Raw genomic sequence first — 24,869 nt, 5'->3', positions numbered from 1 at the left:
CGGGCCGCCGATGACACACCCCCGCAGATCGTGATCGTGGGCATCGGGGTCGACGTGGTCGACCTGGGGCGCTTCCAGGGCTCGCTCGACCGCACGCCGGCTCTTCGCTCCCGCCTGTTCGGCGAGGCAGAGCAGGTGCTGCGCGACGGCTCGCCCCGTCGCGTCGAGTCGCTGGCCGCCCGCTTCGCCGCCAAGGAGGCGCTGATCAAGGCCCTGGGCGGCTCGGCCGGGGTGCGCTGGCACGACGTCGTCGTCGAGTCGGACCCCGACGGGGCGCCGAGCCTCGTGCTCGCCGGGGGAGCGCGGTCGCTGGCCGACTCGCGGGGCGTGACGCGCCTCCACCTGTCGCTCAGCCACGACGGCGGCGTCGCCGTCGCGTACGTCGTCGCCGAGGGGCCGGAGCCCGGCAGGGCGCCGTCGGCACGGTCGTCCGACGAGGAGGCGGTGGGCGCGTGACGCAGGACGTCCGGCTGACCGTCGACACGGCGGCCCTCGCCCACAACGTCGGCGTGCTCCGCGAGAGGGCGGGCTCCGCCCTCGTGATGGTCGTCGTGAAGGCGAACGCCTACGGGCACGGGGCGGTCGAGAGCGCCCGTGCCTTCGCCGCCGCCGGTGTCGACTGGCTCGGCGTAGCCGACCTCGACGAGGCCCTCGAGCTCCGCCGCGCGGGCATCACGACGCCGGTGCTCGCCTGGCTGCACGCGCCCGGCGAGACGTTCGAGCAGGCGGCCCGGCACGACGTGACGCCCGCGGTCTCCGACCTCGCGCAGCTCGAGGCGGCCGCGGCGGCAGGCGTCCGCGCCGTCCACCTCTGCGTCGACACCGGGCTCAGCCGCAACGGGGCCGTCGAGTCCGAGTGGCCTGCCCTGTTCGACCGGGCCGCCGAGCTGCGCGACGTGCTGCCCGTCGAGGGGCTGATGAGCCACCTCTCGAACACGTCGCCCGAGGAGGACGGGCTGCAGCTCGCCTCCTTCTTCCGTGCCTCCGCCGCCCTCGGCGAGCGGGGGATCGAGCCGCCGCTGCGGCACCTCGCGGCGTCGGCGGCCGCCCTGCACTACGAGGGCTCGCACGGCACGATGGTGCGCTTCGGGCTCGCCGCCTACGGGCTGAGCCCGTTCCCCGACCGCACGTCGGCCGACCTCGGGCTGCGACCGGCCCTGACGATGACCGCCCCGGTGACCTCGACCAAGCGCGTCCCGGCCGGCGAGGGAGTCTCGTACGGCTACCTCTTCCGGCCCGAGCGCGACACCACCATCGCCGTCGTCCCTGTCGGCTACTCGGACGGGATCGACCGCGCCGCGAGCGACCGCGCGTCGGTGACGATCGGGCAGCGGACCTACCGCGTGCGCGGTCGCATCGCCATGAACGCCCTCGTGATCGACGTCGGCGACGACCCGGTCGAGGTCGGCGACGAGGTCGTCGTGTTCGGCGACCCGGCGCTCGGGCGACAGGGCGCCGACGACTGGGCCCGCGCCTCCGGCAGCATCACCTGGGACGTCGTCGCCTCGCTGTCCGCACGACTCCCGAGGAGCACCGCATGACGGCCTGGATGCGCCGCGCGACGATCGACCTGGCCGCCTACCGGGCGAACCTGACCTCGCTGATCGAGCGCATGGCGCCGGTCGAGGTGCTCGCGATCGTCAAGGCCGACGCCTACTCGCTGGGCGCCGAGGTGATCGTGCCCGAGGCGCTCGCCGCCGGGATCCGCTGGTTCGGCACGGTCGAGCCGCAGCCCGCGTACGAGATGCGCCGGGCGGGCGTCGGCGACGAGGCGTCGTTCTTCGCGTGGCAGCTCGGACCCGACGAGGACTGGGACGCCGCCGTGCGGCTCCGGGTCGACCTCGGGGTCTCGACCCTCGAGCAGCTCGAGGCGTTCGCCGCCGCCGCCCGGGCGGCGGGCCCCGACCACGAGGCGCTCGTCCACCTCACGATCGACACCGGGCTGCACCGCGAGGGCTGCCTGCCCGCCGACTGGCCCGCCTTCGTCGCGCGCGCCGTCGAGCTGCGCGACGAGGGCACGGTGCGGCTGCGCGGCGCGTTCTCGCACGTGTCCGAGACGAGCGAGGCCGACGACCACGCCGCCTCCCTCGTGTTCCGCAAGGCGCTCGAGGACGCGGAGGCGCTGGGCGCGACGTTCGAGAAGCGCCACATGTCGTCCAGCTCGGCGGGCATGGAGCACCCCGAGCGGCGCTTCGACATGGTCCGCATGGGCTCGAACGGCTACGGCAACCCCGTCACGGAGGGCGTGACCGCCGCCGACCGCGGGCTCCGCCCCGTGCTGACCCTCGGCGCCCGCGTGGTGCGCGTCAAGCGCGTCACGGCCGGCACCGGCGTCTCGTACGACTACACCTGGCGGGCCGAGCGCGACACCACTCTCGCCCTCGTGCCCCTCGGCTACGCCGACGGTGTGAGTCGGCGTGCGCAGCAGCGGGCCCAGGTGACGATCCACGGCCGACGGCACCCGATCGTGGGCCGCGTCGCGATGGACCAGTTCCTCGTCGACGTCGGCGACGACGTGGTCGAAGTCGGCGACGAGGTGCTGCTCTTCGGCCCCGGCGACGACGGCGAGCTCACCATCGGCGAGTGGGCTGACCTGACCGACAGCATCCCTGAAGAGGTCTCGTGCCGCATCGGCGCGCGCGTGCCGCGGCACTACCTCGGCAGGACCGGCGGGGGAGTCGACCCCCGCGCGACCGCGCCCGCGACGGCGCCCGCGACCGCGCCCGGCGGGACGGCTGCCGGGGCGTCCTCGTGACCGTGCCCCCGCCTCCTGCGGGCCGGGTGCTGTTCGCCGGCGACCTCGTCGACACCGAGGCGACGGAGGCGCTCGGCCGCCGGCTCGCCGGGCTGCTGCGTGCCGGCGACCTGCTGGTGCTGACGGGGCCGCTGGGCGCCGGCAAGACCACGCTGACCCGCGGCCTCGGCGCCGGGCTGCAGGTTCGCGGCCAGGTGGCGAGCCCCACGTTCGTCCTCGCGCGCACGCACCCGACGGCCTCGGGCGTGCCGCTGGTGCACGTCGACGCGTACCGGCTGGGCGGCGCCGACGAGCTCGACGACCTCGACCTCGACTACGAGGGGTCGGTCGTCGTGGTCGAGTGGGGCGCCGGACTGCTCGACGGCGTGGCGGAGTCGTGGCTCGACGTCGTGATCGAGCGCCCGACCGGAGCGGGAGGCGGGCTCGGCGACGACGGCAGCGACCCCGAGGGCCTCCCCGGCCCCGACGGCCTCGTCGACCCCGACACCCTCGCCGACACCGATCCCGACGACGTCGCCGACGAGCCGCGCCGCCTGACGATCACGGCGCACGGCCCGCGCTGGGAGGGCGTCCGGCTCACGACCGGCTGAAGCGCTGCTCTCCCACGACGCCGAGCAGCCCGAGCGCCTCGGCGGCGCCCGACCCGGGCACGGGGGTGAGCACGAGCAGCACCTGCGACTGGTCCTCGGTGAAGAGCGCCTGGCAGTGCACCTCGATCTCGCCGACCTCGGGGTGCCGCAGGGTCTTGTGCTCGTCGAAGCGGCTGCCCACCTCCTGCAGGTCCCAGTAGCGACGGAACTCGTCGCTCGACGCGAGGAGGCTCGCCACGACGCGCGCCGCCAGCGGATCGGGATCGGGCATCGACGCGGCCACGCGCAGCTGCGCGACCTGGAGCCGGCCCTGGTGCTCGTGGTCGTGCTCCGGGTACTGGCCGCGCGCCTCCGGGTGGGCGAACCAGCGGTGGATGCCGCTGCGGTCGAGGCCGGTCCAGCCGAGCCCGTCGCCGAAGACGGCGGCGGCGAGCCTGTTCTGCGCCAGCGTCTCGCCGAGCTCGGTGATGACGAGGGCCGGGGTGTCGTCGAGGCGGTCGAGCACGCGCATCAGGCCGGGGCTGACGTGCGGCGAGCGGCGTGCGCGGCGGGGAGCCTCGTGGCCGGCGAGGCGGAACAGGTGGTCGCGCTCGTCGAGGTCGAGGCGCAGCCCGCGGGCGATGGCCGTGAGCATCTGGTCGGAGGGCTGCGGCCCCCGGCGCTGCTCGAGGCGGGCCCAGTAGTCGGACGACATGCCGACGACCGCGGCGATCTCCTCCCGTCGCAGGCCGGCGGTGCGACGACGGGCGCCGGCGGGCAGGCCGACGTCGGAGGGCTGCAGCGCCTCGCGGCGTGCGCGGAGGAACTCGGCGAGTCCGGGACGGTCCATGGGCCCATCCTCGCCCTTGGCGGCGGCGCGGACCAGGGACCGGCGCTCCCCCGATCGGCGCTCCCTTCCCGGGCAGGGAGGCGCGGCGCAGGCTGGACGGCGACGGGCCCCTGGCCCCGACGCCGCCGGACGACACCGGCGGGCCACACGACCGAGGAGACACCATGAAGACCACCGGGAACACCGTCCTGATCACCGGCGCCACGTCGGGCATCGGCCTCGGCCTCGCCGAGCGCCTGAGCGCCCGCGGCGACACCGTGGTCGTCGCCGGACGCCGCCGCGCGCTGCTCGACGAGATCGTCGCGACGCACCCCGGCGTGCACGCGGTCGAGCTCGACGTGGCCGACCCCGAGTCGATCCGCGCGGCGTTCGAGACCGTCACCCGCGAGCACCCCGACCTCGACGTCGTCGTCACGATGGCGGGCATCATGCTCCCCGAGGACCTGCGCGACCCCGCCCACCTCGACGTCGCCGAGTCGATCGTCACGACGAACCTGCTCGGCACGATCCGCACCGCCGCCGCGTTCGGCCCCTGGCTCGCGGCCAAGCCGGACGGCGTGCTGATGACCGTGTCGTCGGGCCTGGCGTTCGTGCCCCTGCCCGTGACTCCGACCTACTCCGCCACGAAGGCCGCCGTGCACTCGTTCACCCAGAGCCTCCGCGTGCAGTGGGCCGACACGCCCCTCCAGGTCGTCGAGCTCGTGCCGCCGGCCGTGCAGACGACGCTGATGGGCCAGCAGGACGACGAGTCGGCCATGCCGCTCGAGGAGTTCCTCGACGAGACCGTACGGATCCTCGAGCAGCAGCCCGACGTCGAGGAGGTGCTCGTCCAGCGCGTGCGGTTCCTCCGCGACGCCGAGGCCGAGGGGCGCCACGCGGACGTGCTCGCCCTCCTCTCGCAGCACCGCTGACCTCGCCGTCCCCCTCCTCATTCAGGAACATCCGTCCTGATCCGCGCAGGGGAGGGACTCGCGGTCCTGAGCCGTGCACGGTTCAGGAACCGTCGTGGTCGTCGTCCTGAGTCCTGCTGCGCGGGGCGTCCGATCCGAGGCGAGGAGGCGCGGGCCGCGTCGGCGGCACCGCCTACGATTGACCTCGTGATCCTGGCCATCGACACCTCCGCCGGCACGGCCGTCGCCGTCGTCGACCGCGACGGCGGGGTCCTCGCCGAGCGGTCCGTCGCCGACACCCGTCGGCACGCCGAGGTGATCGGCACGCTGATCGAGGCCGTCACGGCCGAGGCCGGCGTCGCCGCGCGCGACCTCAGCGCGGTCGTCGCGGGCGTCGGGCCCGGCCCGTTCACCGGTCTCCGGGTCGGCATCGTCGCCGCCCGTGCCTACGCGTTCGGCGCCGGGGTGCCCTGCCTCGCCGTCGGCAGCCACGACGCGGTCGCGTTCGAGCGCCTCAGCGCGCAGGCCGGCAGGTCCGTCTCCGACGCCGGCGGTCGTCTCGACTCCCCGCTCGTGGTCGTGACCGACGCGCGCCGCCGCGAGCTGGCCTGGACGGCGTGGTCGGGCCTCGACGACGACGGCCTCCCCGTGTCCGTCGGGGGGCCGGCGCTCGTGGTGCCGGCGCTCCTCGACGAGGCGACCGGCGCCTCCTCGACCTGGCCCCGCACCGACCCCGACGACACCGTCGTCTCGGCCGGCGCGCTCGGCATGCTGGCCGAGCGCCTGTTCGAGCACGGCCGTCCGTTCGCCGACGCGGCTCCCCTGTACCTGCGTGAGCCCGACGTCACGCCGGCGGCCCGGCCGAAGACGGTCAGCCAGTGAGCTTCCGGCTGCGACGCGCCTCCGTCGACGACCTCGACGCCGTCATGGCGATCGAGACGTCGGTCTTCGTGAACGACGCCTGGTCGAGCGAGGGGATGGCGCACGAGCTCGCCTCCCGCGACGGCTTCTACCTCGTCGCCACGCCCGATGCCGATGACGCCCGCATCGTGGGCTACAGCGGGCTCATGGTGCTGCCCGGCGCTCCCGACGCCGACGTGCAGACCATCGCCGTGCTGCCCGAGGCTCGGCGCTCGGGGCTCGGACGCGCGCTGATGGGCCAGATGATCGCCGAGGCCCGGCGTCGCGGCGTCCGCGAGGTGTTCCTCGAGGTGCGTGCCGACAACCCCGGGGCGCAGAGCCTCTACGAGTCGCTCGGCTTCGAGGCGATCGCGGTGCGCCCCCGCTACTACATGCCCGACGCCGTCGACGCGGTCGTCATGCGGCTGCGGGTGCCGGCGACGACGACCGAGCTCGCGGGCACGACGAGCCAGACGACCGAGAGCGAGAAGCTGCCGTGACCGAGACCACCGCCTCCTCGGCTCCGCTCCGCGCCCCCGTCGTGCTCGGCATCGAGACGAGCTGCGACGAGACCGGGGTCGGCATCGTGCGCGGCACCGAGCTGCTCGCCAACGTCATCTCGTCGTCGATGGACGAGCACGCCCGCTACGGAGGCGTCGTGCCCGAGGTCGCCGCCCGCGCCCACCTCGACGCGATGGAGCCCGCCCTGCGAGCGGCGCTCGCCGAGGCCGGGCTGACGCTCGACGAGGTCGACGCGATCGCCGTCACGAGCGGCCCCGGGCTGGCCGGCGCCCTCATGGTCGGGGTCGGCGCGGCCAAGGCGCTCGCGCTCGCCACCGGCAAGCCCCTCTACGCCGTGAACCACCTCGTCGGACACGTCGGCGCCGACGTGCTGCGCGACGACGGCAGCGACCTCGAGCTGCCGACCGTCGCCCTCCTCGTCTCGGGCGGCCACACCTCGCTGCTGCACGTGCGCGACCTCGTCGACGACGTCGAGCTGCTCGGCGAGACGATCGACGACGCTGCGGGCGAGGCATTCGACAAGGTCGCCCGACTGCTCGGCCTGCCCTACCCCGGCGGGCCGCACATCGACCGCGTCGCCGTCGGGGGAGACCCGGCCGCGATCCGGTTCCCCCGCGGGCTCACCCTGCCGAAGGACAGGGCGGCCCACCGCTGGGACTTCTCGTTCTCGGGGCTCAAGACCGCCGTCGCCCGGTGGGTCGAACGCCGCCGCGACGAGGGGCAGGAGGTGCCGGTCGCCGACGTGGCCGCCAGCTTCCGCGAGGCGGTCGCCGACGTCCTGCTCACGAAGGCGCTCGACGCCTGTGTCGAGCTCGGCGTGCCCCGTCTTCTGCTCGGCGGGGGCGTCGTCGCCAACGCGCGCGTGCGGCAGCTCGCGGAGGAGCGCTGTGCGGCAGCCGGGGTCGAGCTGCGCGTGCCGCCCCTGTCGCTCTGCACCGACAACGGCGCGATGATCGCGGCCCTCGGCGCACAGCTCGTCTCCCGGGGGCGGGCGCCGTCGCCGCTCGACTTCGGGGCGGACTCCACGCTGCCGGTGACGGTCGTCCAGGTCTGACGCGCGCCGCGCCTCCGCCGTCCACAGCCCCCGTGCGCTGCCGAGCCGTCGTTGGCCCCTCGCGCTAAGGTGGGGGCCTCACGACCAAGGAGACCCCGGACATGACCGATCAGAACCCGGCCCCCCAGGGCCAGCCGTACCAGCAGGACGCCTACCAGCAGAACCCGTACCAGGCACCCCCGGCGCCGAACGGCGGCTACGGCGCCCCGGCCCAGCGCAACTCGCTCGCCCTCGTCGCCCTGATCCTCGGCATCGCCGGCTTCTTCACGGGCATCGCGAGCATCGGCGCCATCGTCGTCGGCCACATCTCGCTGAGCCAGATCAAGAAGACCGGCGAAGAGGGCCGCAGCATGGCGCTGTGGGGCACGATCCTCGGCTACGCCGCGATCGCGCTGGGCATCATCCTCGTGATCATCTTCGTCGTCTTCTTCGCGGCGGCCGCCTCGGCAGGTCTCGGCGAGTACGAGACCTACTGAGACATCCGTGGGCCTCGTGCCCGCGATCCGGGTCCTGGATCGGCTCCTCGACTCGGTGGATAGCATGACGGGGTCCGCGCCCACCGGCGCGGGCCCCGTTCCCGCATCCTGAGCGTGCCGACCGCACGACTCGTCCGCAGCAGCCCCGCACGCGAAAGGCTCCCCATGGCCACCGACGACCCGAACACCGAGCAGCCGGCACCCGGCTCGGCTCCTGCGCCCGCCCCGTCGCGCGAGCACGCGCCTGCCTCGTCGGGCGACCACGACCGACCTGCCTCGTCGCCGCCGCTGCCGCCCACCGCCTTCCCCGGCGCCGCCTCGCAGCCGCCCGCGCCCCAGCCCTCGCACCACCCGTTCGTCGCGCCTGGCGCAGCGTCCTCGGCGCCGCAGGCTCCGGCGTCGGCTCCGTACGGTGCGCCGCAGGCCCCGGCGTCGGCTCCGTACGGTGCGCCGCAGGCTCCGGCGTCGGCTCCGTACGGTGCGCCGCAGGCTCCGGCGTCGGCTCCGTATGGCGCGCCGCAGCCTCCGGCGTCGGCTCCGTATGGCGCGCCGCAGCCTCCGGCGTCGGCTCCGTACGGTGCGCCGCAGGCTCCTCCCCGGCCCGTCTACGGGCAGCCGGGCCAGCAGGGGCAGCAGCCCTACGGCGGCCCGCCGCAGCAGCAGTACGGCGTGCCCCCGCAGCCGTACGGCGCTCCCGCACCACAGCAGTACGGAGCTCCGCAGCAGCCCTACGGCGCGCCCCCGCAGCAGCAGCCCTACGGAGCCCCGCCGCAGCAGTACGGCGCCCCCCAGCAGCCCTACGGGGCGGCGTACTCGCCGTACGCCTCGGCGGGTGCCACGAAGCCCTCGAGCGTCCTCAGCATCCTGTCGCTCGTCGCGTCGATCGTGGGGTTCCTCGGGGTCATCGTCACCGTCGGCGTCGGCGTCGTGTTCTCGATCGCGGCGGTCGTGCTCGGCCACATCGCCGGTCGGCGTGAGCGGCAGTCGCGCAAGCTGTGGCTGCCGGGCCTCATCGTCGGCTACGCGGGCATCGCCCTCGCGGTCATCATCTGGATCGGGCTGATCGTCTTCTTCGCGAGCATGCCCGGCGGGTCGTCCGGCACCTTCGACGGCGGCTACGGGCAGTCCTGACCCCTGCCTCCTCGGACGGGTCCTGACCCGCGCCTCCTGGGGCAGGTCCTCAGAGGGGCAGGTCGTCCGGCAGGCGGGCCGTCAGGACGGTCGGCTGCCGGGACGGCCTGACGTCAGATGCGCTCGCAGAGCAGCGCCGTGTGGCGGCCGGCCACCCGGGTCAGCACCAGGGTCGCGGCGTGGGTGCCCTGCAGCGACAACCGCTTGCGGAACGCGGCAGGGTCGACGTCGACGCCGCGCTTCTTGATCTCGAGCCGGCCGATGCCGCGGGTGCGCAGCTCGCGCTTGAGGGTCTTCTCGTCGAGCGGGAACGTCTCGACCACGCGGAACACCTGGGCGAACGGCGTCTCGACCGCCTCGTCCGAGGTGAGCCAGGCGATGTCGCGACTGAGCGTCCTCGCCCCGAGCCGCCGAGCCAGGTCGCCGATCAGCCGGGCGCGGATGACGGCTCCGTCCGGCTCGTAGAGGTACTCGCCGAGCTCCCCGACCTCGACGTCGTCGGAGTCGGCGGGAGCGGTCAGCTCGGCCGTGCCGCGCGCGCCCACGACGAGCGCTGCCCTGCCCACGCCGCGGCGGGCGAGCGGCCCGAACCAGACGCCGACCTCGACCACCTCTCGGTCGACCGAGATCCACTGGCACTCGGCGTCGGCGGGCAGCAGCTCGCGGTCGACGCCGGGGCCGAGCTTGACCCCGGTGGGCAGGCGCTCGGCCCAGCCGAACGCGACGTCGAGCGAGGGCGACCAGTCGGCCGGGTCGGCCAGGCGCCTCGTCGCGGCGTGGCCGGCCGTGCGGCGGGCCGGGTCGAGGAACACGCCCTCGACGTCGCCGACGTCCACCGTCGCGGCGTCGCCGTGCACGACGCGGGACGAAGCCCAGGGCGCGAGGTTGTAGGAGGCGACGGCCGCGGTGACCTCGTCGCGGTCGACCGCCAGCACGTCGAGCTCGAGGGCGGCCAGCGCGAGCGCGTCGCCGCCGATGCCGCAGCCGAGGTCGGCGACGCTGCCGAGCCCGGCGGCCCGGTAGCGGCCGGCGTGACGGGCGGCGACGGGGAGGCGCGTGGCCTGCTCGAGACCGGCCTCGGTGAAGAGCATGCGGCTGGCGAAGTCGCCGAACTTCGCGACGGCCTTGGCCCGGAGCCGCGACTGGCTCAGCACGGCGGCGACCAGGGAGGGCGAGTGGCCCTGCCGGCGGAGCGCCGCGACGGCGCCGACGACGTCGTCGGACGCGCTCCAGGGGGGCAGCGAGTCGAGCAGTCGGAGCCCCTCGGGCGAGAGCACGTCGAGGAGCTCAGCAGTGTCCATGACACCAGTCTCGCCCATCGCCGACCGACTCTGGCACTCGGATTGACCGAGTGCCAGTTCGGCTCTACAGTTGTTCTGGCACTCGCACGTGGCAAGTGCCAGCCCACGTTCTACGAAGTTCCGAGAAAGCAGAGGTCAACCGTGTCGGTCTCCATCAAGCCGCTCGAAGATCGCATCGTCATCCAGCAGGTCGAAGCCGAGCAGACCACGGCTTCCGGCCTCGTGATCCCCGACACCGCCAAGGAGAAGCCCCAGGAGGGCGAGGTCGTGGCGGTCGGACCGGGTCGCATCGACGACAACGGCAACCGCGTGCCGCTCGACGTCGCCGTCGGCGACAAGGTCATCTACAGCAAGTACGGCGGCACCGAGGTCAAGTACGCCGGCGAGGACTACCTCGTCCTGTCGGCGCGCGACGTCCTCGCCGTCATCGTCCGCTAGGCAGACGACGCACCTGCTCCACCCGGAGGCCCCCGCCCAGGCGGGGGCCTTCGTCGTCCCCGGCCGGGAACGGCAGCGGAGCGAGCCAGCGTGGCAGGAGTGGCCGTGTCCGACGACGGCGGCCCGCCCTAGAGTCGACCCGTGAACCGCAGAGCGCTCTCGTGACCCGCACCCGCACCTCCTCGTCGGGCGGCCTCGCCTACGCCGTCAGCGCGTACGGCCTCTGGGGCGTGCTGCCGGTGTTCTTCCTGCTCATGTCGCCCTCGGGGCCGTTCGAGATCGTCTCGTGGCGCATCCTGTTCTCCCTCGCCTTCTGCGTCGTGCTGCTCGCCGTCACCCGCGGGTTCCCGGCGTTCCTCGCGCTGCTGCGTCAAGGCCGGGTCGTGGGCACCATGGCGCTGGCGGGCGTGCTCATCGTCGTCAACTGGACGACCTTCATCGTCGCGACCCTGGCCGGGCACGTCGTCGAGGCGGCCCTCGGGTACTTCATCAACCCGATCGTCACGGTGCTGCTCGCGGTGCTGGTGCTGCGGGAGCGTCTCCGGCCGGTGCAGTGGATCGCGATCGGCCTGAGCGCCGTTGCCGTCGTCGTCATCACGGTGGGCACGGGCGGGGTGCCGTGGCCGTCGCTGATCATGGCCTTCTCGTTCGGGGCCTACGGGCTCGTCAAGAAGCAGATGGGCGGCAAGGTCGACGCCGTCAGCGGGCTGACCCTCGAGACGATGGCGGTCGCGCCGTTCGCGGCGGTCGCGCTCGTCGTGCTGGCCGTCACGGGCATCGGCGGGGGCGTCGTGTTCGGCTCCGTCAGCCTGGTGCACACGCTGACGGTGATCAGCTCGGGGATCGTCACGGCGGTGCCGCTGCTGCTCTTCGCCGCCGCCGCACGTCGGCTGCCGCTGGCGACCATCGGGCTGACGCAGTACCTCGCGCCCGTGCTGCAGTTCGTCGTCGGGGTCGTCCTGCTGCACGAGGAGATGCCGACGAGCCGGTGGATCGGGTTCGCCATCGTCTGGGTCGCGCTGATCGTGCTGACGACCGACATGGTCGTGACGAGCCGGCGGAGTCGTGCGCGAGGCCGCGAGGCCGACCGTGCGGCGGCACTGGCCCCCGACCCTGAGGGCGGACGTGACGCCGGCCCCGGGGGCGACCGCTCGGCAGGTGCTGAGTCGATGTCACGAATTGCTAACGAAACGGCAGGGTGACCGGGAGAACACACGCAGGAAACATTCCGCCCCTAGTTTCTTCTCAATCGCGGGGACCGTCCACCTAGTGTCGGTCCGGCTGTACGCGCTTCATGAAAGGGACCACGGATGATCCGATCCACCAAAGGGCTGAGGGCCCTGGCGCTCGCAGGAGCCGCCTCCGTTCTGCTCGCAGCCTGTTCCACCACTTCTTCCTCGACCGACGACCCGTCGTCGTCCGCGTCGTCGACGACCAAGGCCGACCCCGCGGCCTCCTGCGAGGCGCCCAGCAGCCCCGGCCAGGACGCCCTCCGCATCGGCACGATCCTGCCGAACACGGGCACGCTCGCCTACCTGGCCCCGCCCGCCGAGGCCGGCGTCGGCCTCGCCGTCGAGGACATCAACGCCGCCGGCGGCGTGCTCGGCCAGGACGTCACGATCGACCCCGCGACCGACTCCGGCGACAGCAACGACCTCACCGTCTCGAGCGCCGCAGCGACGCAGCTGATCGACGCGAAGGTGCCGGTCGCGATCGGCGCCGAGTCGTCGAGCGTCACGCTCAACGTCATCGACCAGCTCACCGCCGCCTGCATCGTCGAGATCTCGCCCGCCAACACGGCGACCTCGCTCAGCGGCTACTCGTCGTACTACTTCCGCACCGCTCCGCCGGACTCGGTCCAGGGCAGCGCGCTCGGCACGCAGATCGTCAACGACGGCCGTGCCAACGTCGCGTTCCTCGTCTTCAACGACACCTACGGCACCGGCCTGCGCGACTCCGTCCAGGAGTCGATCGAGGCCTCGGGCGGCACCGTCGTCTACGGCGCGTCCGGCGAGGGCCAGGAGTTCCCCCCGGCCAGACCACGTTCTCGTCCGAGGTGACGGCCGCGCTGGCCACGAACCCCGACGCGATCGTCATCCTCGCCTTCGACGAGACCAAGTCGATCGTCCCCGAGCTCATCTCGCAGGGCGCCGACATCAGCACGGTCTACATGTCGGACGGCAACACGGCCGACTACAGCGAGGACTTCGACCCGGGCACCCTCGCCGGCGCCCAGGGCACCATCCCCGGTGCGTTCCCGTCGACCGACCTGCAGTCGCGCTTCGCCGAGTTCTACCAGCGCACCGCGGGCTCGGCCCTGGCCGACTACTCGTACGCGCAGGAGTCCTACGACGCCGTCATCCTCGCCGCGCTCGCCGCGGTGAAGGGCGGAGGCACGGACTCGGGCACCATCCAGGCCAACATGGCTGCGGTGTCCGGTGCTGACGAGGGCACCGAGTGCACCACGTTCGCGGAGTGCGTCACGGCCATCGAGGCCGGCGACGACATCCACTACACCGGCCCCTCGGGCATCGGTGCGTTCGACGACAACAACGACCCGTCGAGCGCCTTCATCGGCATCTACAAGTTCGACGACAACAACGTCCCCGTCTACCAGACGGCGGTCGAGGGCCAGGTCGAGTAACACGGCCCCTGCCTGACGGAGAGGCCCCGGTGCTGCGGCACCGGGGCCTCTCTGCGTGCCCGGGGATGCGGCCCGTGCTCAGGCGTCCGCCTCGGCACACAGGCCCGGTCTGCGCGCCCGGGGGACCCTGCGCGCCCGAGGATGCTGCCCGTGCTCAGGCGTCCGCCTCGGCACACAGGCCCGGTCTGCGCGCCCGTGGGACCCTGCGCGCCCAGGGGGACCCTGCGTGCCCAGGGGGACCCTGCGTGCCCAGGGGGACCCTGCGTGCCCAGGGGGACCCTGCGTGCCCGGGGGGGACCCTGCGTGCCCCGGACGCGCCTCCTCGACGCTGCCCCGCTCCTCCCTCCGGGCTCTGCCCCCCCCCCCGTAATTTGAGAGTGATGCGAGCTGCACGAGGCCGCGGAGCCAGCACCTGCAGGGCTGGCCGCGAGCATCTCTCTCGCTCTGGTGCCTGTGCCGGTGCGGTCAGCCGGCCTCAGGCAGCGAAGGAGGCGCCGTGCAGCCCAGGCGCGCCGGGTCCCGTCACGGGCACGCCCGCCTGCGCCCCCGTCCACGCACGACGAAGGCCCCACACGACGAAGGCCCCGCACGACGAAGGCCCCGCACGAGATCGTGCGGGGCCTTCGACGGTGCTCAGATCGATCTCAGGAGTCCATGTCCTTGGCCAGGGTGCCGAGGTAGAGCTCGATCACCTTGGGGTCGTCGGCCAGCTCGCGTCCGGTGCCCGAGTAGGCGTTGCGGCCCTGGTCGAGCACGTAGCCGCGGTCGCAGATCTGCAGGCACCGACGGGCGTTCTGCTCGACCATGATGACCGAGACGCCGGCCTTGTTGATGCGGCGGGTGCGGATGAAGGTCTCGTCCTGTCGCACCGGCGAGAGGCCGGCCGACGGCTCGTCGAGCAGCAGCACCTTGGGGTCCATCATCAGCGCGCGGGCCATCGCGACCGACTGGCGCTCACCGCCCGAGAGCGACCCGGCACGCTGGCCGCGGCGGTCGCCGAGCACGGGGAACAGGTCGTAGATGTACTCGAGCCGCTCGGCGAACAGCTTGGGGCGGAGGAACATCCCCATCTGCAGGTTCTCCTCGATGGTGAGCGAGGGGAACACGTTGTTCGTCTGCGGCACGAAGCCGACGCCGGCCTGCACGAGCTTGTTGGCCTTGAGGTTCGTGATGTCCTCGCCGCCGAGCGTGACGCTGCCCGAGTGGATCTTGACGAGGCCGAACAGGGCCTTGAGCAGCGTCGACTTGCCGGCGCCGTTCGGGCCGATGATGCCGATCAGCTCGCCGGGGTAGCAGACCAGGTCGCACCCGTTGAGGATGTTCACCCCGGGCAGGTAGCCCGCCGTGAGGTCGCTGGCGTTCATGATCGGCTCGATGCCGGCGAACTTCTCGGTGCCGGGGTGCATCTCGGTCGTCGAGGCGCTCATCGCTTGTCTCCGCTCTGCTGGTCGGCGGCCGCGTTCGTGGCCGCCGGGGTCGACGGGTCGGGGGAGCCGGGCAGGTCGCGCCCCGGCGTGCCGCCTGAGCCGGTCGTCGAGGAGGCGCCCGTCGCGTCGCCCTCGCGGGCCGCGTCCTCGGCCGCCACCTCCTGCTCGAGCTCCTCGAGCACCGAGTCCGTCAGCAGCGAGTCGTCTCCGAGGTCGGTGTCGTGGTGGGCGCCGAGGTAGGCGTCGATGACGGCCTGGTCGTCCATGACGGTGTCGGCCGGGCCCTCGGCCACGACCTTGCCCTCGGCCATGACGATCACCCAGTCCGAGATGTGCCGCACCATGTGCATGTCGTGCTCGACGAACAGCACCGTGGTGCCCTCGTCGCGCAGGCTCTGGATGTGGCCGAGCAGCGACTGCGTCAGGGCCGGGTTCACGCCGGCCATCGGCTCGTCGAGCATGATCATCTCGGGGTCGCTCATGAGGGCGCGGGCCATCTCGAGCAGCTTGCGCTGGCCGCCGGAGAGGCTGCCCGCGTAGTCGTCCTTCTTCTCGTGCAGCTTGAAGCGGTGCAGCAGGTCCTCGGCCTTGATGGTGATCTCGCGCTCGCGCGCCCGCCAGAGCGGCGGCACGATGCCGACGAAGAAGTTCTCGCCGGGCTGGTCGCGGGCACCGAGCAGCATGTTCTGCATGACCGTGAGGCGCGAGAGCGCCTTCGTCAGCTGGAACGTGCGCACCATGCCGGCTCGGGCGACCTTGGCGGCGCCGACGTTGCCCATCGGCTTGCCGTCGAAGACCCACTTGGCCGTGTCGGCCCCGCGCTTGAACGTGGTCGGTGCCGACGACGCCTTGTCGAACCCGGTGAGCAGGTTGAAGAAGGTCGTCTTGCCGGCGCCGTTCGGGCCGATCAGCGCGGTGATGGCTCCGCGCTGCACCTCGACGTGCTGCACGTCGACGGCGGTCATGCCGCCGAAGCGACGCACGACGTTGTCGACGGTGAGTATCGAGTCGGGCTTGGCCGAGCCGGGGGTGCGCTCGACGCTGCCGAGCTTGCCGCGCAGCACCTCGCGGTCGTAGTCGTAGCCGGGCTTGTCGCGACGGCCGGCCGCGCCGGTCGTGCCGGTCGTGTTCGCCGAGGTCGTGCTCGACGTGTTCGTCTCAGACACTGAACGACAACTCCTTCTTGTTCCCGAGGATCCCTTGCGGGCGGAAGATGATGAGGCACATCAGGGCGATGCCGACGAGGACGTAGGAGAACTGGTCCGCCTGCTGGTTGCTCATGATGCTCGCCGGGATGAAGTCGCCTGCCAGGGTCCGGATCAGGAGGCGGACGACGAAGAACAGGATCGCCCCCAGCACCGGTCCGAACACCGTCGCGGCGCCTCCCAGCAGCAGGGCCGTCCAGATGAAGAACGTCGTCGAGCGGCCGAGGGCGTCGGGCTGCACCGACGAGGGCAGCACGTAGATGATGCCCGCCAACGAGCCGATCACGCCTCCGAACACCAGCGCCTGCATCTTGTACGAGAACACGTTCTTGCCGAGGCTGCGCACGGCGTCCTCGTCCTCGCGGATGCCCTTCAGCACGCGGCCCCAGGGGCTGCGGCTGAGCAGGAACACGATGAGGCAGAGCAGGGCCACGAGCGCCCAGGCGACGATCCGGATCCACCAGCCGTTGACGCCGTTGTTGTCGTAGGTGAACCACAGGATCGTGGTCTGGCCGTCCGGCAGCGGCGACAGGGCGGTGAACGGGTCGCGGTACGACGAGCCCGTGATGCCGTTGGAGCCGCCGGTCACGTCCGTGAGGATGCTCGAGCGGCCGACCATGCGGATGATCTCCGCGGCGCAGATGGTCACGATGGCGAGGTAGTCGCCCCTCAGCTTCAGCGTCGGCACGCCGAGGATGAGCGCGAACACGAGACCGCCCGCGAGCCCGATGAGCACGGCCAGCCCGAGGGGCAGGCCGTTGACGAGCGAGATCGCGAAGCCGTAGGCGCCGACGAGCAAGAAAGCCGCCTGGCCCATGTTGATCAGGCCGGTGAAGCCGAAGTGGATGTTGAGGCCGATGGCCGCGAGGGCGAACGCCGCGGTGGTCGGGGCGAGCGCCTCGCCGGTGAGCTGGCGGATGAGGTCGATGACGTAGTCCATGGTTCTTCCCCTCAACCGATCCGCTCGGCGCGACCGAAGATGCCCTGCGGCCGGAACAGCAGGATGACGATCAGGATGAGCAGTGCGGTGGCGTACTTGAAGTCACCCGGGAGCACCAGGTTGGTGAGCTCGACGATGACGCCGATGATGAGCGAGCCGACGAGCGCCCCGAAGGAGGTGCCCAGTCCGCCGAGCGTGACGGCCGCGAACATGAGCAGCAGGATCTGCAGGCCGGTCATCCAGTTGACGCCGTTGAGCACGAGGCCGAGCATCACGCCGGAGAGGCCCGCGAGGCCGGCGGCCAGCGTCCAGACCAGGCGGATGATGCGGTCGACGTCGATGCCGGACGCGGCGGCCAGGGCCGGGTTGTCCGAGACGGCGCGGGTGGCGCGGCCCGTGCGCGTCTTCGTGAGGAACAGCCCGGTGAGCACGAGCACCACGATCGAGATGCCCATGGCCACGTACGACTGCACCGTCAGGGTGACCCCGGCGAGCGTGACCGTCGTCGGGTTGGCCGTCTGGATGCGCACCGTCGCGGCGCCGAAGAAGTACTGGAACGCGTACTGCAGCGCGATCGAGAGACCGATGGTGACGATCATCAGCTGCGTGAGGCTCAGCCCCTTCTTCCGCAGCGGTTTCCAGATCGCGGCGTCCTGCAGGAACCCGGTCGCGGCACAGATGACCACCGTCAGCGTCGCCGCCAGGAAGATGTTCATGCCGAGCTGGTTCGCGAAGACGTAGGCGAGGAGCCCGCCGAGGGTGACCTGCTCACCGTGCGAGAAGCTGCTGAGGCCCGTGGTGCCGTAGATCAGCGAGAGGCCGATGGCCGCGAGGGCCAGCAGCAGGCCGAGGCGGATGCCCGAGGCGAACTGCTGCGCGACGCGGTCCCAGCTGAACGACGAGGCCTGGGCGCCGCCGGTGGTGGCGCCCTCGGTCTCGCTGAGCTGGAAGATCACGCCCGCGTTGGCGCCGAGCGTGGCGTTCACCATGCGCTCGTCCTGCTCGGCGTTGGTGAGGAACTGGCCGTCGGGCAGCGAGTCCGTGTCGAGGGTGACCGTGTACTGGCCGGCCTCGGTGACGGGCAGCGCCCAGCGGCCGGTGCCGTCCACCTCCGCGGTCTGCTCGAAGCCGCCGGGGCCGGCCACCTGCAGGACGACCCCGCTCGCGGGCTCGCCCTCCGAGGTGCGGATGCTGCCCTGGATGCAGCCGGTGGCGGGGTCGACGGTGCACGAGGCGGTCGCACCGCCGGACGCGTGGGCTGCGGCGGGCGCCAGCATCACCGAGACGAAGGAGCCGGCGAGGCCGAGCAACAGCGCGAGGACGGTGACGATCAGGGCAGGCCGCAGCGCGCGCGGTGCGATGGTCGTGTCGGGTTTCACGGAACCTCCTGGACAGGTGCCAGTCGGGGCGATGCCCCGGGTGCCGCTGGCTCACCGTCGTTGGTGAAGATACTTTCGCTGTGTGTCGGCCGTGTTTCGTGCAGGACACAGGCGAGAGTCGAAAATTCGTCACCGAATCGTGTCCTTCTGGCCGGATCTCGGCGTGTCAGGGCCAGGAATGCAGGAGGCGCGGGCCGGGTTAAGATCGATCACCGGAGTCGACGGCGATCCGGTGCTCCCTCCTCCCACCTCACTCGCTCCTTCGAAGGGGACTCATGGACCAGCCGGATCCGTTCGGATTCATCGGACTCACGTACGACGACGTCATGCTCCTCCCGGGGCGCACGGACGTGATCCCGAGCGAGGCGGACACCTCGTCGCGCCTCACCAAGCGCATCCGCGTCGCCGTCCCGCTGCTCTCCGCCGCGATGGACACGGTCACGGAGTCGCGCATGGCGATCGCCATGGCCCGGCAGGGCGGCATCGGCATCATCCACCGCAACCTGTCGATCGAGGACCAGGCGGCCCACGTCGACAAGGTCAAGCGCAGCGAGTCGGGCATGATCACGAACCCCGTCACGACGTCGCCGGACGCGACCGTGGCCGAGGTCGACGCCCTCTGCGGCCAGTTCCGCGTCTCCGGCCTCCCGGTCGTCGAGCGCGACGGCACGCTCGTCGGCATCATCACCAACCGCGACATGCGCTTCGTGTCGCCGTTCGAGATGCAGACGACGTTCGTCCGCGACGTCATGACCAAGGCACCGCTCATCACGGCCTCCGAGGGGGTCGACCCCGACTCCGCCGTCGCGATCTTCGCCCAGCACAAGATCGAGAAGCTGCCCCTCGTCGACGAGTCGGGCAAGCTCCGCGGCCTCATCACCGTGAAGGACTTCGACAAGAGCGAGAAGTACCCCGACGCCACGAAGGACGACGAGGGCCGCCTCCGCGTCGGTGCCGCGATCGGCTTCTTCGGCGACGCCTGGAAGCGGGCGTGCGCGCTCCGCGACGCGGGCGTCGACGTGCTCGTCGTCGACACCGCAAACGGCGAGAGCACCGGCGAGCTCGACATGATCAAGCGCATCAAGGCCGACCCGTCGTTCGCGGCCGTCGACGTCATCGGCGGCAACGTCGCGACCCGCTCGGGCGCCGAGGCGCTCATCGAGGCCGGCGCCGACGCCATCAAGGTCGGCGTGGGCCCCGGCTCGATCTGCACCACCCGCGTCGTGTCCGGCGTCGGGGTGCCCCAGGTCACCGCCGTGTACGAGGCGTCGCTCGCCGCGCGGGAGGCCGGCGTGCCGGTCATCGCCGACGGCGGCCTGCAGTACTCGGGCGACATCGCCAAGGCGCTCGTCGCCGGCGCGGACACCGTCATGCTCGGCTCGCTGCTCGCGGGCTGCGACGAGAGCCCCGGCGACCTCGTCTTCGTGAACGGCAAGCAGTTCAAGAACTACCGCGGCATGGGCTCGCTCGGGGCCATGCAGACCCGCGGCAAGAACACATCGTACTCGAAGGACCGGTACTTCCAGGCCGACGTCCCCACCGACGACAAGCTCATCCCCGAGGGCGTCGAGGGCCAGGTGCCCTACCGGGGCGCGCTCGGCAACGTCGTCTACCAGCTCACCGGCGGGCTGCGCCAGTCGATGTTCTACGTGGGCGGCCGCACCGTCGACGAGCTGAAGACGAAGGGCAAGTTCGTCCGCATCACGGCGGCTGGTCTCAAGGAGAGCCACCCGCACGACCTGCAGATGGTCGTCGAGGCGCCCAACTACCGCCGCTAGCGCCCCGCCGCGCGCCGTAGGCGAAAAGGGACGACGTAGGGGTGGGTCCATTCTTACGTCGTCCCTTTTCGCCGTCATCGCTTCCGCGCGACGCCTGCACGGCGCAGCTTGTCCGTGAGTCGCGCGGGGTCGGCGATGTCTCGGCGCGTCCACCGGACGAAGCCCGCCGTGGAGGTCAGGGCACGGAGACGGTCTTCGCGTGACTTCTCGTCCTGGACGACCTGTTCCGGCGTGCGACCTTGCCGGTACGTCGCGCCCCGGTACTTGACGTCACCGTCGAACTCCCCGAGCACGAGACGGTCCGGTTCGTCCGGGACGCGGAACGCGAAGTCGACGACCCCGATGAGTCCGTCACCGTCGGAGAACGGGACCTGCAGCTCGGGTGCGACGAACCCGGCGTCGTGTGCCACGACGCGACTGACGGACTCGCCTGCTGACTCGCCGCCGGGATCCCCGAAGTCGACGGCCCAGGCCGCCGTCCGGCGCCGCCGTGCTGCGGGGCGGGCGGCGAGCAGGGCACGGAGGTGCTCGCGCGTCGACAGCCCCGAGTGCAGCAGGTGGTCGGCGAGCACGACAGCCTGGAGCCGGCTCCGCGACAGGAGCAGGTCCGTGACGGTCCTGTCGAGGGAGGTGACCGGGAGTCCCGAGCGCGTCGCGCGCTCCTCGGGAGGAAGGAGCGAGGCGCGGACGCGGAGGCGGGCGGTCGACGTGCCGCGTCGGGCGGTCGGGTCGACGAGCTCGACGGGTCCGGCAGGCCACCCCCATGTCGGGAGGCCCCAGACGAGCGCGGCGGACTCGTGGGAGAGGAGGAGCCCGTCCTTCCTGCGGGTCACGAGGGCGGCGACCGCACGGCGGCGATGCTGCTCCCGTGGGTCGAGCGTGTGCCACGCGCCGGCCTGGACGTAGGCACCGGGCCAGACGCGCACGAGCGTCCCCGAGGCACAGGCGCGGGCGAGCTCGCGGTCGTCACGACCCGACGCGGCGAGATCCCGGGCGAGCAACAGGTCGTGGACAGCGAGGGAGGACATGACGCGAGCCTGGAGGAACCGGGAGTCCGGGCTGCGTCGACGACGAAGCCCGGGGGAGAGCCACGCTGCTGGGTGCAGAGGTGGAGGGACCACGCAGGGCGCCTTGTTCCGCCCGCGGGCGGTGACAAGGGACGCGGCAGGGGCGGGCCCACGCCTGCCACGTCCCCTGACGCCCGTGCAGGGCGACGCGCGCGGGGCGAGCAGCGCCGGGGCGGGGCAGCGCGTGGCGGCGCTGGCAGGCGGGCCCCGGGGGGCCGGCCCGCGCCTCCGGTAGGGTTGCGGCGTGACTGAGGTAGAGATCGGCGTTTCCAAGCGCGCGCGCCGCGCCTATGCGTTCGACGACATCGCGATCGTCCCGAGCCGGCGCACCCGCGACCCCCGAGACGTGTCCGTCAGCTGGTCGATCGACGCGTTCCACTTCGAGTCGCCGATCATCGCGGCGCCGATGGACTCGGTCGTGAGCCCGGCGACGGCCATCCGCATCGGCGAGCTCGGGGGCCTCGGCGTCCTCGACCTCGAGGGCGTCTGGACGCGCTACGACGACCCGGAGGCGGTGCTCGCCGAGATCCGCGGGCTGCCCGAGGACGAGACGGTCGCCCGCATGCAGCAGATCTACGCCGAGCCGATCAAGCCCGAGCTGGTGACGGCGCGCATCGCCGAGATCCGTGCCGCCGGGGTCCCCGTCGCCGGTTCGCTGAGCCCGCAGCGCACGCAAGACCTTTACCAGACGGTCGTCGACGCCGGCGTCGACCTCTTCGTCATCCGCGGCACGACGGTGTCGGCCGAGCACGTGTCGAAGACGACCGAGCCGCTCAACCTCAAGAAGTTCATCTACGAACTCGACGTGCCGGTCATCGTGGGAGGCGCCTCCACGTACACGTCGGCGCTGCACCTCATGCGCACGGGCGCGGCGGGCGTGCTCGTCGGGTTCGGCGGCGGTGCCGCCAGCACGACCCGCGCCTCCCTGGGCATCCACGCTCCGATGGCGACCGCGGTCGCCGACGTCGCCGGTGCTCGTCGCGACTACCTCGACGAGTCGGGCGGTCGCTACGTCCACGTCATCGCCGACGGCGGGCTCGGCACCTCCGGCGACATCGTGAAGGCCGTCGCCTGCGGCGCCGACGCGGTCATGCTGGGCGCCGCGCTGGCCCGAGCCACCGATGTGCCCGGCGGCGGGTTCCACTGGGGCGCCGAGGCGCACCACCCCGAGCTGCCGCGGGGCCGTCGCGTCCACGTGGGCCAGGTCGGCACGCTCGAGAAGATCCTCTACGGACCGGCCGACTCGGTCGACGGCCAGGCCAACATCATCGGCGCGCTCCGTCGTTCGATGGCGACGACCGGCTACAGCGACCTCAAGGAGTTCCAGCGCAGCGAGGTCGTCGTCGCTCCCTACCAGCCGCACTAGGCGACGTCGCCTCCCCAGGCGCCCCGATCTCACCTGGCGCTGCCAGCTGATCGGGCGTTGGATGGTCGCATGCACGGGTCCTCGGGCCCGCGACCGATCCGACGATGGAGGCACCGCATGGCCACGACCGCGACCGAATCCCTCTCCGCGAAGCTCGGGCCAGACGAGCGCGAGCGCGCCGTCCAGGCGCTGAAGACCGAAGAGCTCGACATCCTCGTGATCGGGGGCGGCATCGTCGGGGCAGGCTCTGCCCTCGACGCGGTGACGCGGGGCCTGAACGTCGGCATCGTCGAGGCCCGCGACTGGGGCTCCGGCACCTCGAGCCGTTCGTCGAAGCTGGTGCACGGGGGCATCCGCTACCTCGAGCAGCTCAACTTCCGCCTCGTGCGCGAGGCCCTGATCGAGCGCGGCCTGCTGCTGCAGCGCCTCGCGCCGCACCTCGTCAAGCCCGTGCGGTTCCTCTACCCCCTGAGCAAGCCGGTCTACGAGCGCTTCTACATCGGCGCCGGCATGGCCCTGTACGACATCTTCAGCTGGACGGGCGGGCGTCCGCCCGGGGTGCCCCACCACCGCCACCTGAGCAAGACGCAGGTGCTCCGGGCGATCCCGAGCCTCTCGAAGGACGCGGTCGTCGGCGGCCTCACGTACTACGACGCCCAGGTCGACGACGCCCGCTACGTCTCGTCGCTCGTGCGCACGGCGTCGAGCTACGGCGCCCACGCCGCCAGCCGCGTGCGGGTCGAGGGGTTCGTCAAGGTCGGCGAGCGCGTGGTCGGCGTGAAGGCGCACGACTACCAGACGGGCGAGCACTTCGAGATCCGTGCGAAGCAGGTCGTCAACGCGACCGGCGTCTGGACGGACGACACGCAGGCCATGGTCGGCGAGCGGGGCCAGTTCAAGGTCCGAGCGTCGAAGGGCGTGCACCTCGTGGTGCCCCGCGACCGCATCCACTCCGACATGGGCATGATCTTCCGCACCGAGAAGAGCGTCCTGTTCGTCATCCCGTGGGGCCGCCACTGGCTGGTCGGCACGACCGACACCGACTGGGACCTCGACAAGGCGCACCCGGCGGCGACGGCGGCCGACATCGACTACATCCTCGAGCACGTCAACAAGGTCATGGCCGTGCCGCTGACCCGCGACGACGTCGAGGGCGTCTACGCCGGTCTCCGCCCCCTGCTGGCCGGCGAGTCCGACCAGACCTCGAAGCTGTCGCGCGAGCACATCGTCGCACACACGGTGCCCGGCCTCGTGGTCGTCGCCGGCGGCAAGTGGACGACCTACCGAGTGATGGCCGAGGACGCGATCGACGAGGCGGTCGCCGCGCTCGACGGCCGCATCCCCGAGAGCACGACGATGGAGATCCCGTTGCTCGGCGCCGAGGGCTACCACGCCGCCTGGAACAAGCGCGGCAAGATCGCGAAGCAGCTCGGCGTCCACAAGGTGCGGGTCGAGCACCTGCTGAACCGCTACGGGACGTTGACCGACGAGGTCCTCGCGCTGGTCCGGGAGCGTCCCGAGCTGGCCGAGCCCCTGCCGGGTGCCGACGACTACATCGGGGCCGAGGTCGTCTACGCGGCCAGCCACGAGAGCGCCCTCCACCTCGAGGACGTGCTGGCCAGGCGCACCCGCATCTCGATCGAGGCGTGGGACAGGGGCGAGTCCGCCGCTCCCGTCGCCGCGAAGCTGATGGCCGAGGTGCTCGGCTGGTCCGACGCCGAGACCGAGGAGGAGGTCGGCAACTACCTCAAGCGCGTCGCGGCAGAGCGCGCGAGCCAGCTCGAGCCCGACGACGAGTCCGCCGACCGGGTCCGCCTCGAGGCCCCCGACATCACCTTCGGGTTCGACGAGGACGACATGGTGGTGCCCGGCGCCGACCAGGGCGGTGCGCCGAAGCCCGACGAGGACGTCGTGGAGCCCGCGGGCACGCCCGGCGACGACACGTCGGCGGACGCCCCGGGCGGCCGCTCGAGCTAGCACCCCGAGGTCGCGACGCGACCAGGCTGCAGGAGGCGCGGTGCCCGCTGGTCGGGCACCGCGCCTCCTGCGTCCGCCCGTCGAGAACACCGCATCGTTCCGGGAACACCGGGGGAGAGGCGCGGGTTGTCCACCGCGTGAGCAGCCCGGTGACCGCGTCCGTGCCCGTCGCTAAGCTGAGACGACTGCCCCTGAGTGAC

General features: G+C 72.4%; 24 protein-coding genes. 17 read left to right on the top strand and 7 right to left on the bottom strand.

Going from position 1 to position 24,869, the window contains the following annotated elements; all coding sequences use genetic code 11:
* Nucleotides 1–30: 30 nt before the first annotated feature.
* From ACZZ97_RS12340 to tsaE, 4 genes are read left to right on the top strand one after another with little or no spacing between them, the layout of a single operon-like run.
* The gene (locus ACZZ97_RS12340) at nucleotides 31–456 is read left to right on the top strand and encodes a holo-ACP synthase (RefSeq protein WP_314102603.1); all 426 of its coding nucleotides are present in this window, start codon (nucleotides 31–33) and stop codon (nucleotides 454–456) included.
* Entirely contained in the window at nucleotides 453–1,541 is a 1,089-nt protein-coding gene (gene alr, locus ACZZ97_RS12335; RefSeq protein ID WP_463473347.1) for an alanine racemase, read from the top strand. Before ACZZ97_RS12340 ends, alr (ACZZ97_RS12335) begins: the two co-directional genes overlap by 4 nt.
* Nucleotides 1,538–2,755: an alanine racemase gene (gene alr / locus ACZZ97_RS12330; protein ID WP_463473346.1), complete on the top strand. Its 1,218-nt coding sequence runs from the start codon at nucleotides 1,538–1,540 to the stop codon at nucleotides 2,753–2,755. Before alr (ACZZ97_RS12335) ends, alr (ACZZ97_RS12330) begins: the two co-directional genes overlap by 4 nt.
* 2 nt (nucleotides 2,756–2,757) lie before the next feature.
* Nucleotides 2,758–3,345: a tRNA (adenosine(37)-N6)-threonylcarbamoyltransferase complex ATPase subunit type 1 TsaE gene (gene tsaE, locus ACZZ97_RS12325; protein WP_463473806.1), complete on the top strand. Its 588-nt coding sequence runs from the start codon at nucleotides 2,758–2,760 to the stop codon at nucleotides 3,343–3,345.
* Here the strand turns inward: tsaE and ACZZ97_RS12320 are convergent.
* On the bottom strand, nucleotides 3,332–4,174 hold the full coding sequence (locus tag ACZZ97_RS12320) for a helix-turn-helix transcriptional regulator (RefSeq protein ID WP_192040743.1): 843 nt from the start codon (nucleotides 4,172–4,174) through the stop codon (nucleotides 3,332–3,334). The two genes, tsaE and ACZZ97_RS12320, sit on opposite strands and share 14 nt — an antisense overlap.
* A 164-nt stretch (nucleotides 4,175–4,338) precedes the next feature.
* On the opposite strand from ACZZ97_RS12320, the gene ACZZ97_RS12315 reads away from it, so the two are divergent.
* The 6 genes from ACZZ97_RS12315 to ACZZ97_RS12290 all read left to right on the top strand — a co-directional run bounded on the left by ACZZ97_RS12315 (nucleotide 4,339) and on the right by ACZZ97_RS12290 (nucleotide 9,147).
* Nucleotides 4,339–5,085, top strand: a complete 747-nt coding sequence (locus ACZZ97_RS12315) for an SDR family oxidoreductase (RefSeq protein ID WP_314103869.1) — start codon at nucleotides 4,339–4,341, stop codon at nucleotides 5,083–5,085.
* A 186-nt stretch (nucleotides 5,086–5,271) separates the two neighbouring features.
* Nucleotides 5,272–5,946 carry a tRNA (adenosine(37)-N6)-threonylcarbamoyltransferase complex dimerization subunit type 1 TsaB gene (gene tsaB / locus ACZZ97_RS12310; RefSeq protein ID WP_463473345.1) on the top strand — a complete coding sequence of 225 codons (675 nt, stop codon included), beginning with the start codon at nucleotides 5,272–5,274 and terminating at the stop codon, nucleotides 5,944–5,946.
* On the top strand, nucleotides 5,943–6,464 hold the full coding sequence (rimI, locus tag ACZZ97_RS12305) for a ribosomal protein S18-alanine N-acetyltransferase (RefSeq protein ID WP_463473344.1): 522 nt from the start codon (nucleotides 5,943–5,945) through the stop codon (nucleotides 6,462–6,464). Before tsaB ends, rimI begins: the two co-directional genes overlap by 4 nt.
* On the top strand, nucleotides 6,461–7,540 hold the full coding sequence (tsaD, locus tag ACZZ97_RS12300; RefSeq protein ID WP_463473343.1) for a tRNA (adenosine(37)-N6)-threonylcarbamoyltransferase complex transferase subunit TsaD: 1,080 nt from the start codon (nucleotides 6,461–6,463) through the stop codon (nucleotides 7,538–7,540). The genes rimI and tsaD overlap by 4 nt, the downstream gene beginning before the upstream one ends.
* A gap of 101 nt (nucleotides 7,541–7,641) precedes the next feature.
* Nucleotides 7,642–8,016, top strand: coding sequence for a DUF4190 domain-containing protein (locus ACZZ97_RS12295; protein WP_463473342.1), 375 nt, complete (start codon nucleotides 7,642–7,644; stop codon nucleotides 8,014–8,016).
* Between the two features lie 165 nt (nucleotides 8,017–8,181).
* A complete protein-coding gene (locus tag ACZZ97_RS12290; protein WP_463473341.1) occupies nucleotides 8,182–9,147 on the top strand; it encodes a DUF4190 domain-containing protein in 966 nt (321 codons plus the stop codon).
* Between the two features lie 113 nt (nucleotides 9,148–9,260).
* Here the strand turns inward: ACZZ97_RS12290 and ACZZ97_RS12285 are convergent, their stop codons facing one another.
* Nucleotides 9,261–10,448: a THUMP-like domain-containing protein gene (locus ACZZ97_RS12285; protein WP_463473340.1), complete on the bottom strand. Its 1,188-nt coding sequence runs from the start codon at nucleotides 10,446–10,448 to the stop codon at nucleotides 9,261–9,263.
* A 141-nt stretch (nucleotides 10,449–10,589) separates the two neighbouring features.
* Here ACZZ97_RS12285 and groES point away from each other — a divergent pair, with 141 nt between their 5' ends.
* From groES to ACZZ97_RS12265, 4 genes are all read left to right on the top strand, one after another.
* Nucleotides 10,590–10,886 (top strand): co-chaperone GroES, encoded by a 297-nt coding sequence (gene groES / locus ACZZ97_RS12280; protein WP_123355202.1) that lies wholly within the window; start codon nucleotides 10,590–10,592, stop codon nucleotides 10,884–10,886.
* A gap of 161 nt (nucleotides 10,887–11,047) precedes the next feature.
* Complete coding sequence (gene rarD, locus ACZZ97_RS12275; protein WP_463473339.1) at nucleotides 11,048–12,088, top strand: EamA family transporter RarD; 1,041 nt, start codon at nucleotides 11,048–11,050, stop codon at nucleotides 12,086–12,088.
* Between the two features lie 108 nt (nucleotides 12,089–12,196).
* Nucleotides 12,197–12,946 carry an ABC transporter substrate-binding protein gene (locus ACZZ97_RS12270; protein ID WP_463473338.1) on the top strand — a complete coding sequence of 250 codons (750 nt, stop codon included), beginning with the start codon at nucleotides 12,197–12,199 and terminating at the stop codon, nucleotides 12,944–12,946.
* Complete coding sequence (locus tag ACZZ97_RS12265) at nucleotides 12,943–13,530, top strand: hypothetical protein (protein WP_463473337.1); 588 nt, start codon at nucleotides 12,943–12,945, stop codon at nucleotides 13,528–13,530. Before ACZZ97_RS12270 ends, ACZZ97_RS12265 begins: the two co-directional genes overlap by 4 nt.
* A 644-nt stretch (nucleotides 13,531–14,174) precedes the next feature.
* On the opposite strand, the gene ACZZ97_RS12260 is transcribed toward ACZZ97_RS12265, so the two are convergent.
* From ACZZ97_RS12260 to ACZZ97_RS12245, 4 genes are all read right to left on the bottom strand, one after another.
* Nucleotides 14,175–14,936: an ABC transporter ATP-binding protein gene (locus ACZZ97_RS12260; protein ID WP_123548291.1), complete on the bottom strand. Its 762-nt coding sequence runs from the start codon at nucleotides 14,934–14,936 to the stop codon at nucleotides 14,175–14,177.
* 17 nt (nucleotides 14,937–14,953) lie between these two features.
* Nucleotides 14,954–16,021: an ABC transporter ATP-binding protein gene (locus tag ACZZ97_RS12255; RefSeq protein WP_314103128.1), complete on the bottom strand. Its 1,068-nt coding sequence runs from the start codon at nucleotides 16,019–16,021 to the stop codon at nucleotides 14,954–14,956.
* Nucleotides 16,022–16,115: 94 nt separating this feature from the next.
* Complete coding sequence (locus tag ACZZ97_RS12250; protein WP_123547729.1) at nucleotides 16,116–17,102, bottom strand: branched-chain amino acid ABC transporter permease; 987 nt, start codon at nucleotides 17,100–17,102, stop codon at nucleotides 16,116–16,118.
* Between the two features lie 11 nt (nucleotides 17,103–17,113).
* The gene (locus ACZZ97_RS12245; protein WP_463473805.1) at nucleotides 17,114–18,379 is read right to left on the bottom strand and encodes a branched-chain amino acid ABC transporter permease; all 1,266 of its coding nucleotides are present in this window, start codon (nucleotides 18,377–18,379) and stop codon (nucleotides 17,114–17,116) included.
* A gap of 377 nt (nucleotides 18,380–18,756) precedes the next feature.
* Between ACZZ97_RS12245 and guaB the strand changes: the two genes are divergently transcribed.
* Nucleotides 18,757–20,259, top strand: coding sequence for an IMP dehydrogenase (gene guaB, locus ACZZ97_RS12240; protein WP_314103123.1), 1,503 nt, complete (start codon nucleotides 18,757–18,759; stop codon nucleotides 20,257–20,259).
* A 74-nt stretch (nucleotides 20,260–20,333) separates the two neighbouring features.
* Here guaB and ACZZ97_RS12235 read toward each other — a convergent pair whose 3' ends face one another.
* Entirely contained in the window at nucleotides 20,334–21,287 is a 954-nt protein-coding gene (locus ACZZ97_RS12235; RefSeq protein ID WP_463473336.1) for a hypothetical protein, read from the bottom strand.
* A 283-nt stretch (nucleotides 21,288–21,570) separates the two neighbouring features.
* Between ACZZ97_RS12235 and ACZZ97_RS12230 the strand changes: the two genes are divergently transcribed.
* Nucleotides 21,571–22,692 carry a GuaB3 family IMP dehydrogenase-related protein gene (locus ACZZ97_RS12230; RefSeq protein ID WP_123547732.1) on the top strand — a complete coding sequence of 374 codons (1,122 nt, stop codon included), beginning with the start codon at nucleotides 21,571–21,573 and terminating at the stop codon, nucleotides 22,690–22,692.
* A gap of 117 nt (nucleotides 22,693–22,809) precedes the next feature.
* The gene (locus tag ACZZ97_RS12225) at nucleotides 22,810–24,669 is read left to right on the top strand and encodes a glycerol-3-phosphate dehydrogenase/oxidase (RefSeq protein ID WP_463473335.1); all 1,860 of its coding nucleotides are present in this window, start codon (nucleotides 22,810–22,812) and stop codon (nucleotides 24,667–24,669) included.
* Nucleotides 24,670–24,869: the final 200 nt, after the last annotated feature.

The sequence above is a fragment of the Frigoribacterium sp. AC512 genome (genome assembly GCF_979258295.1).
Note: the sequence above shows the minus strand (reverse complement) of the source record. Positions and strands in the feature narration are given on the sequence as shown.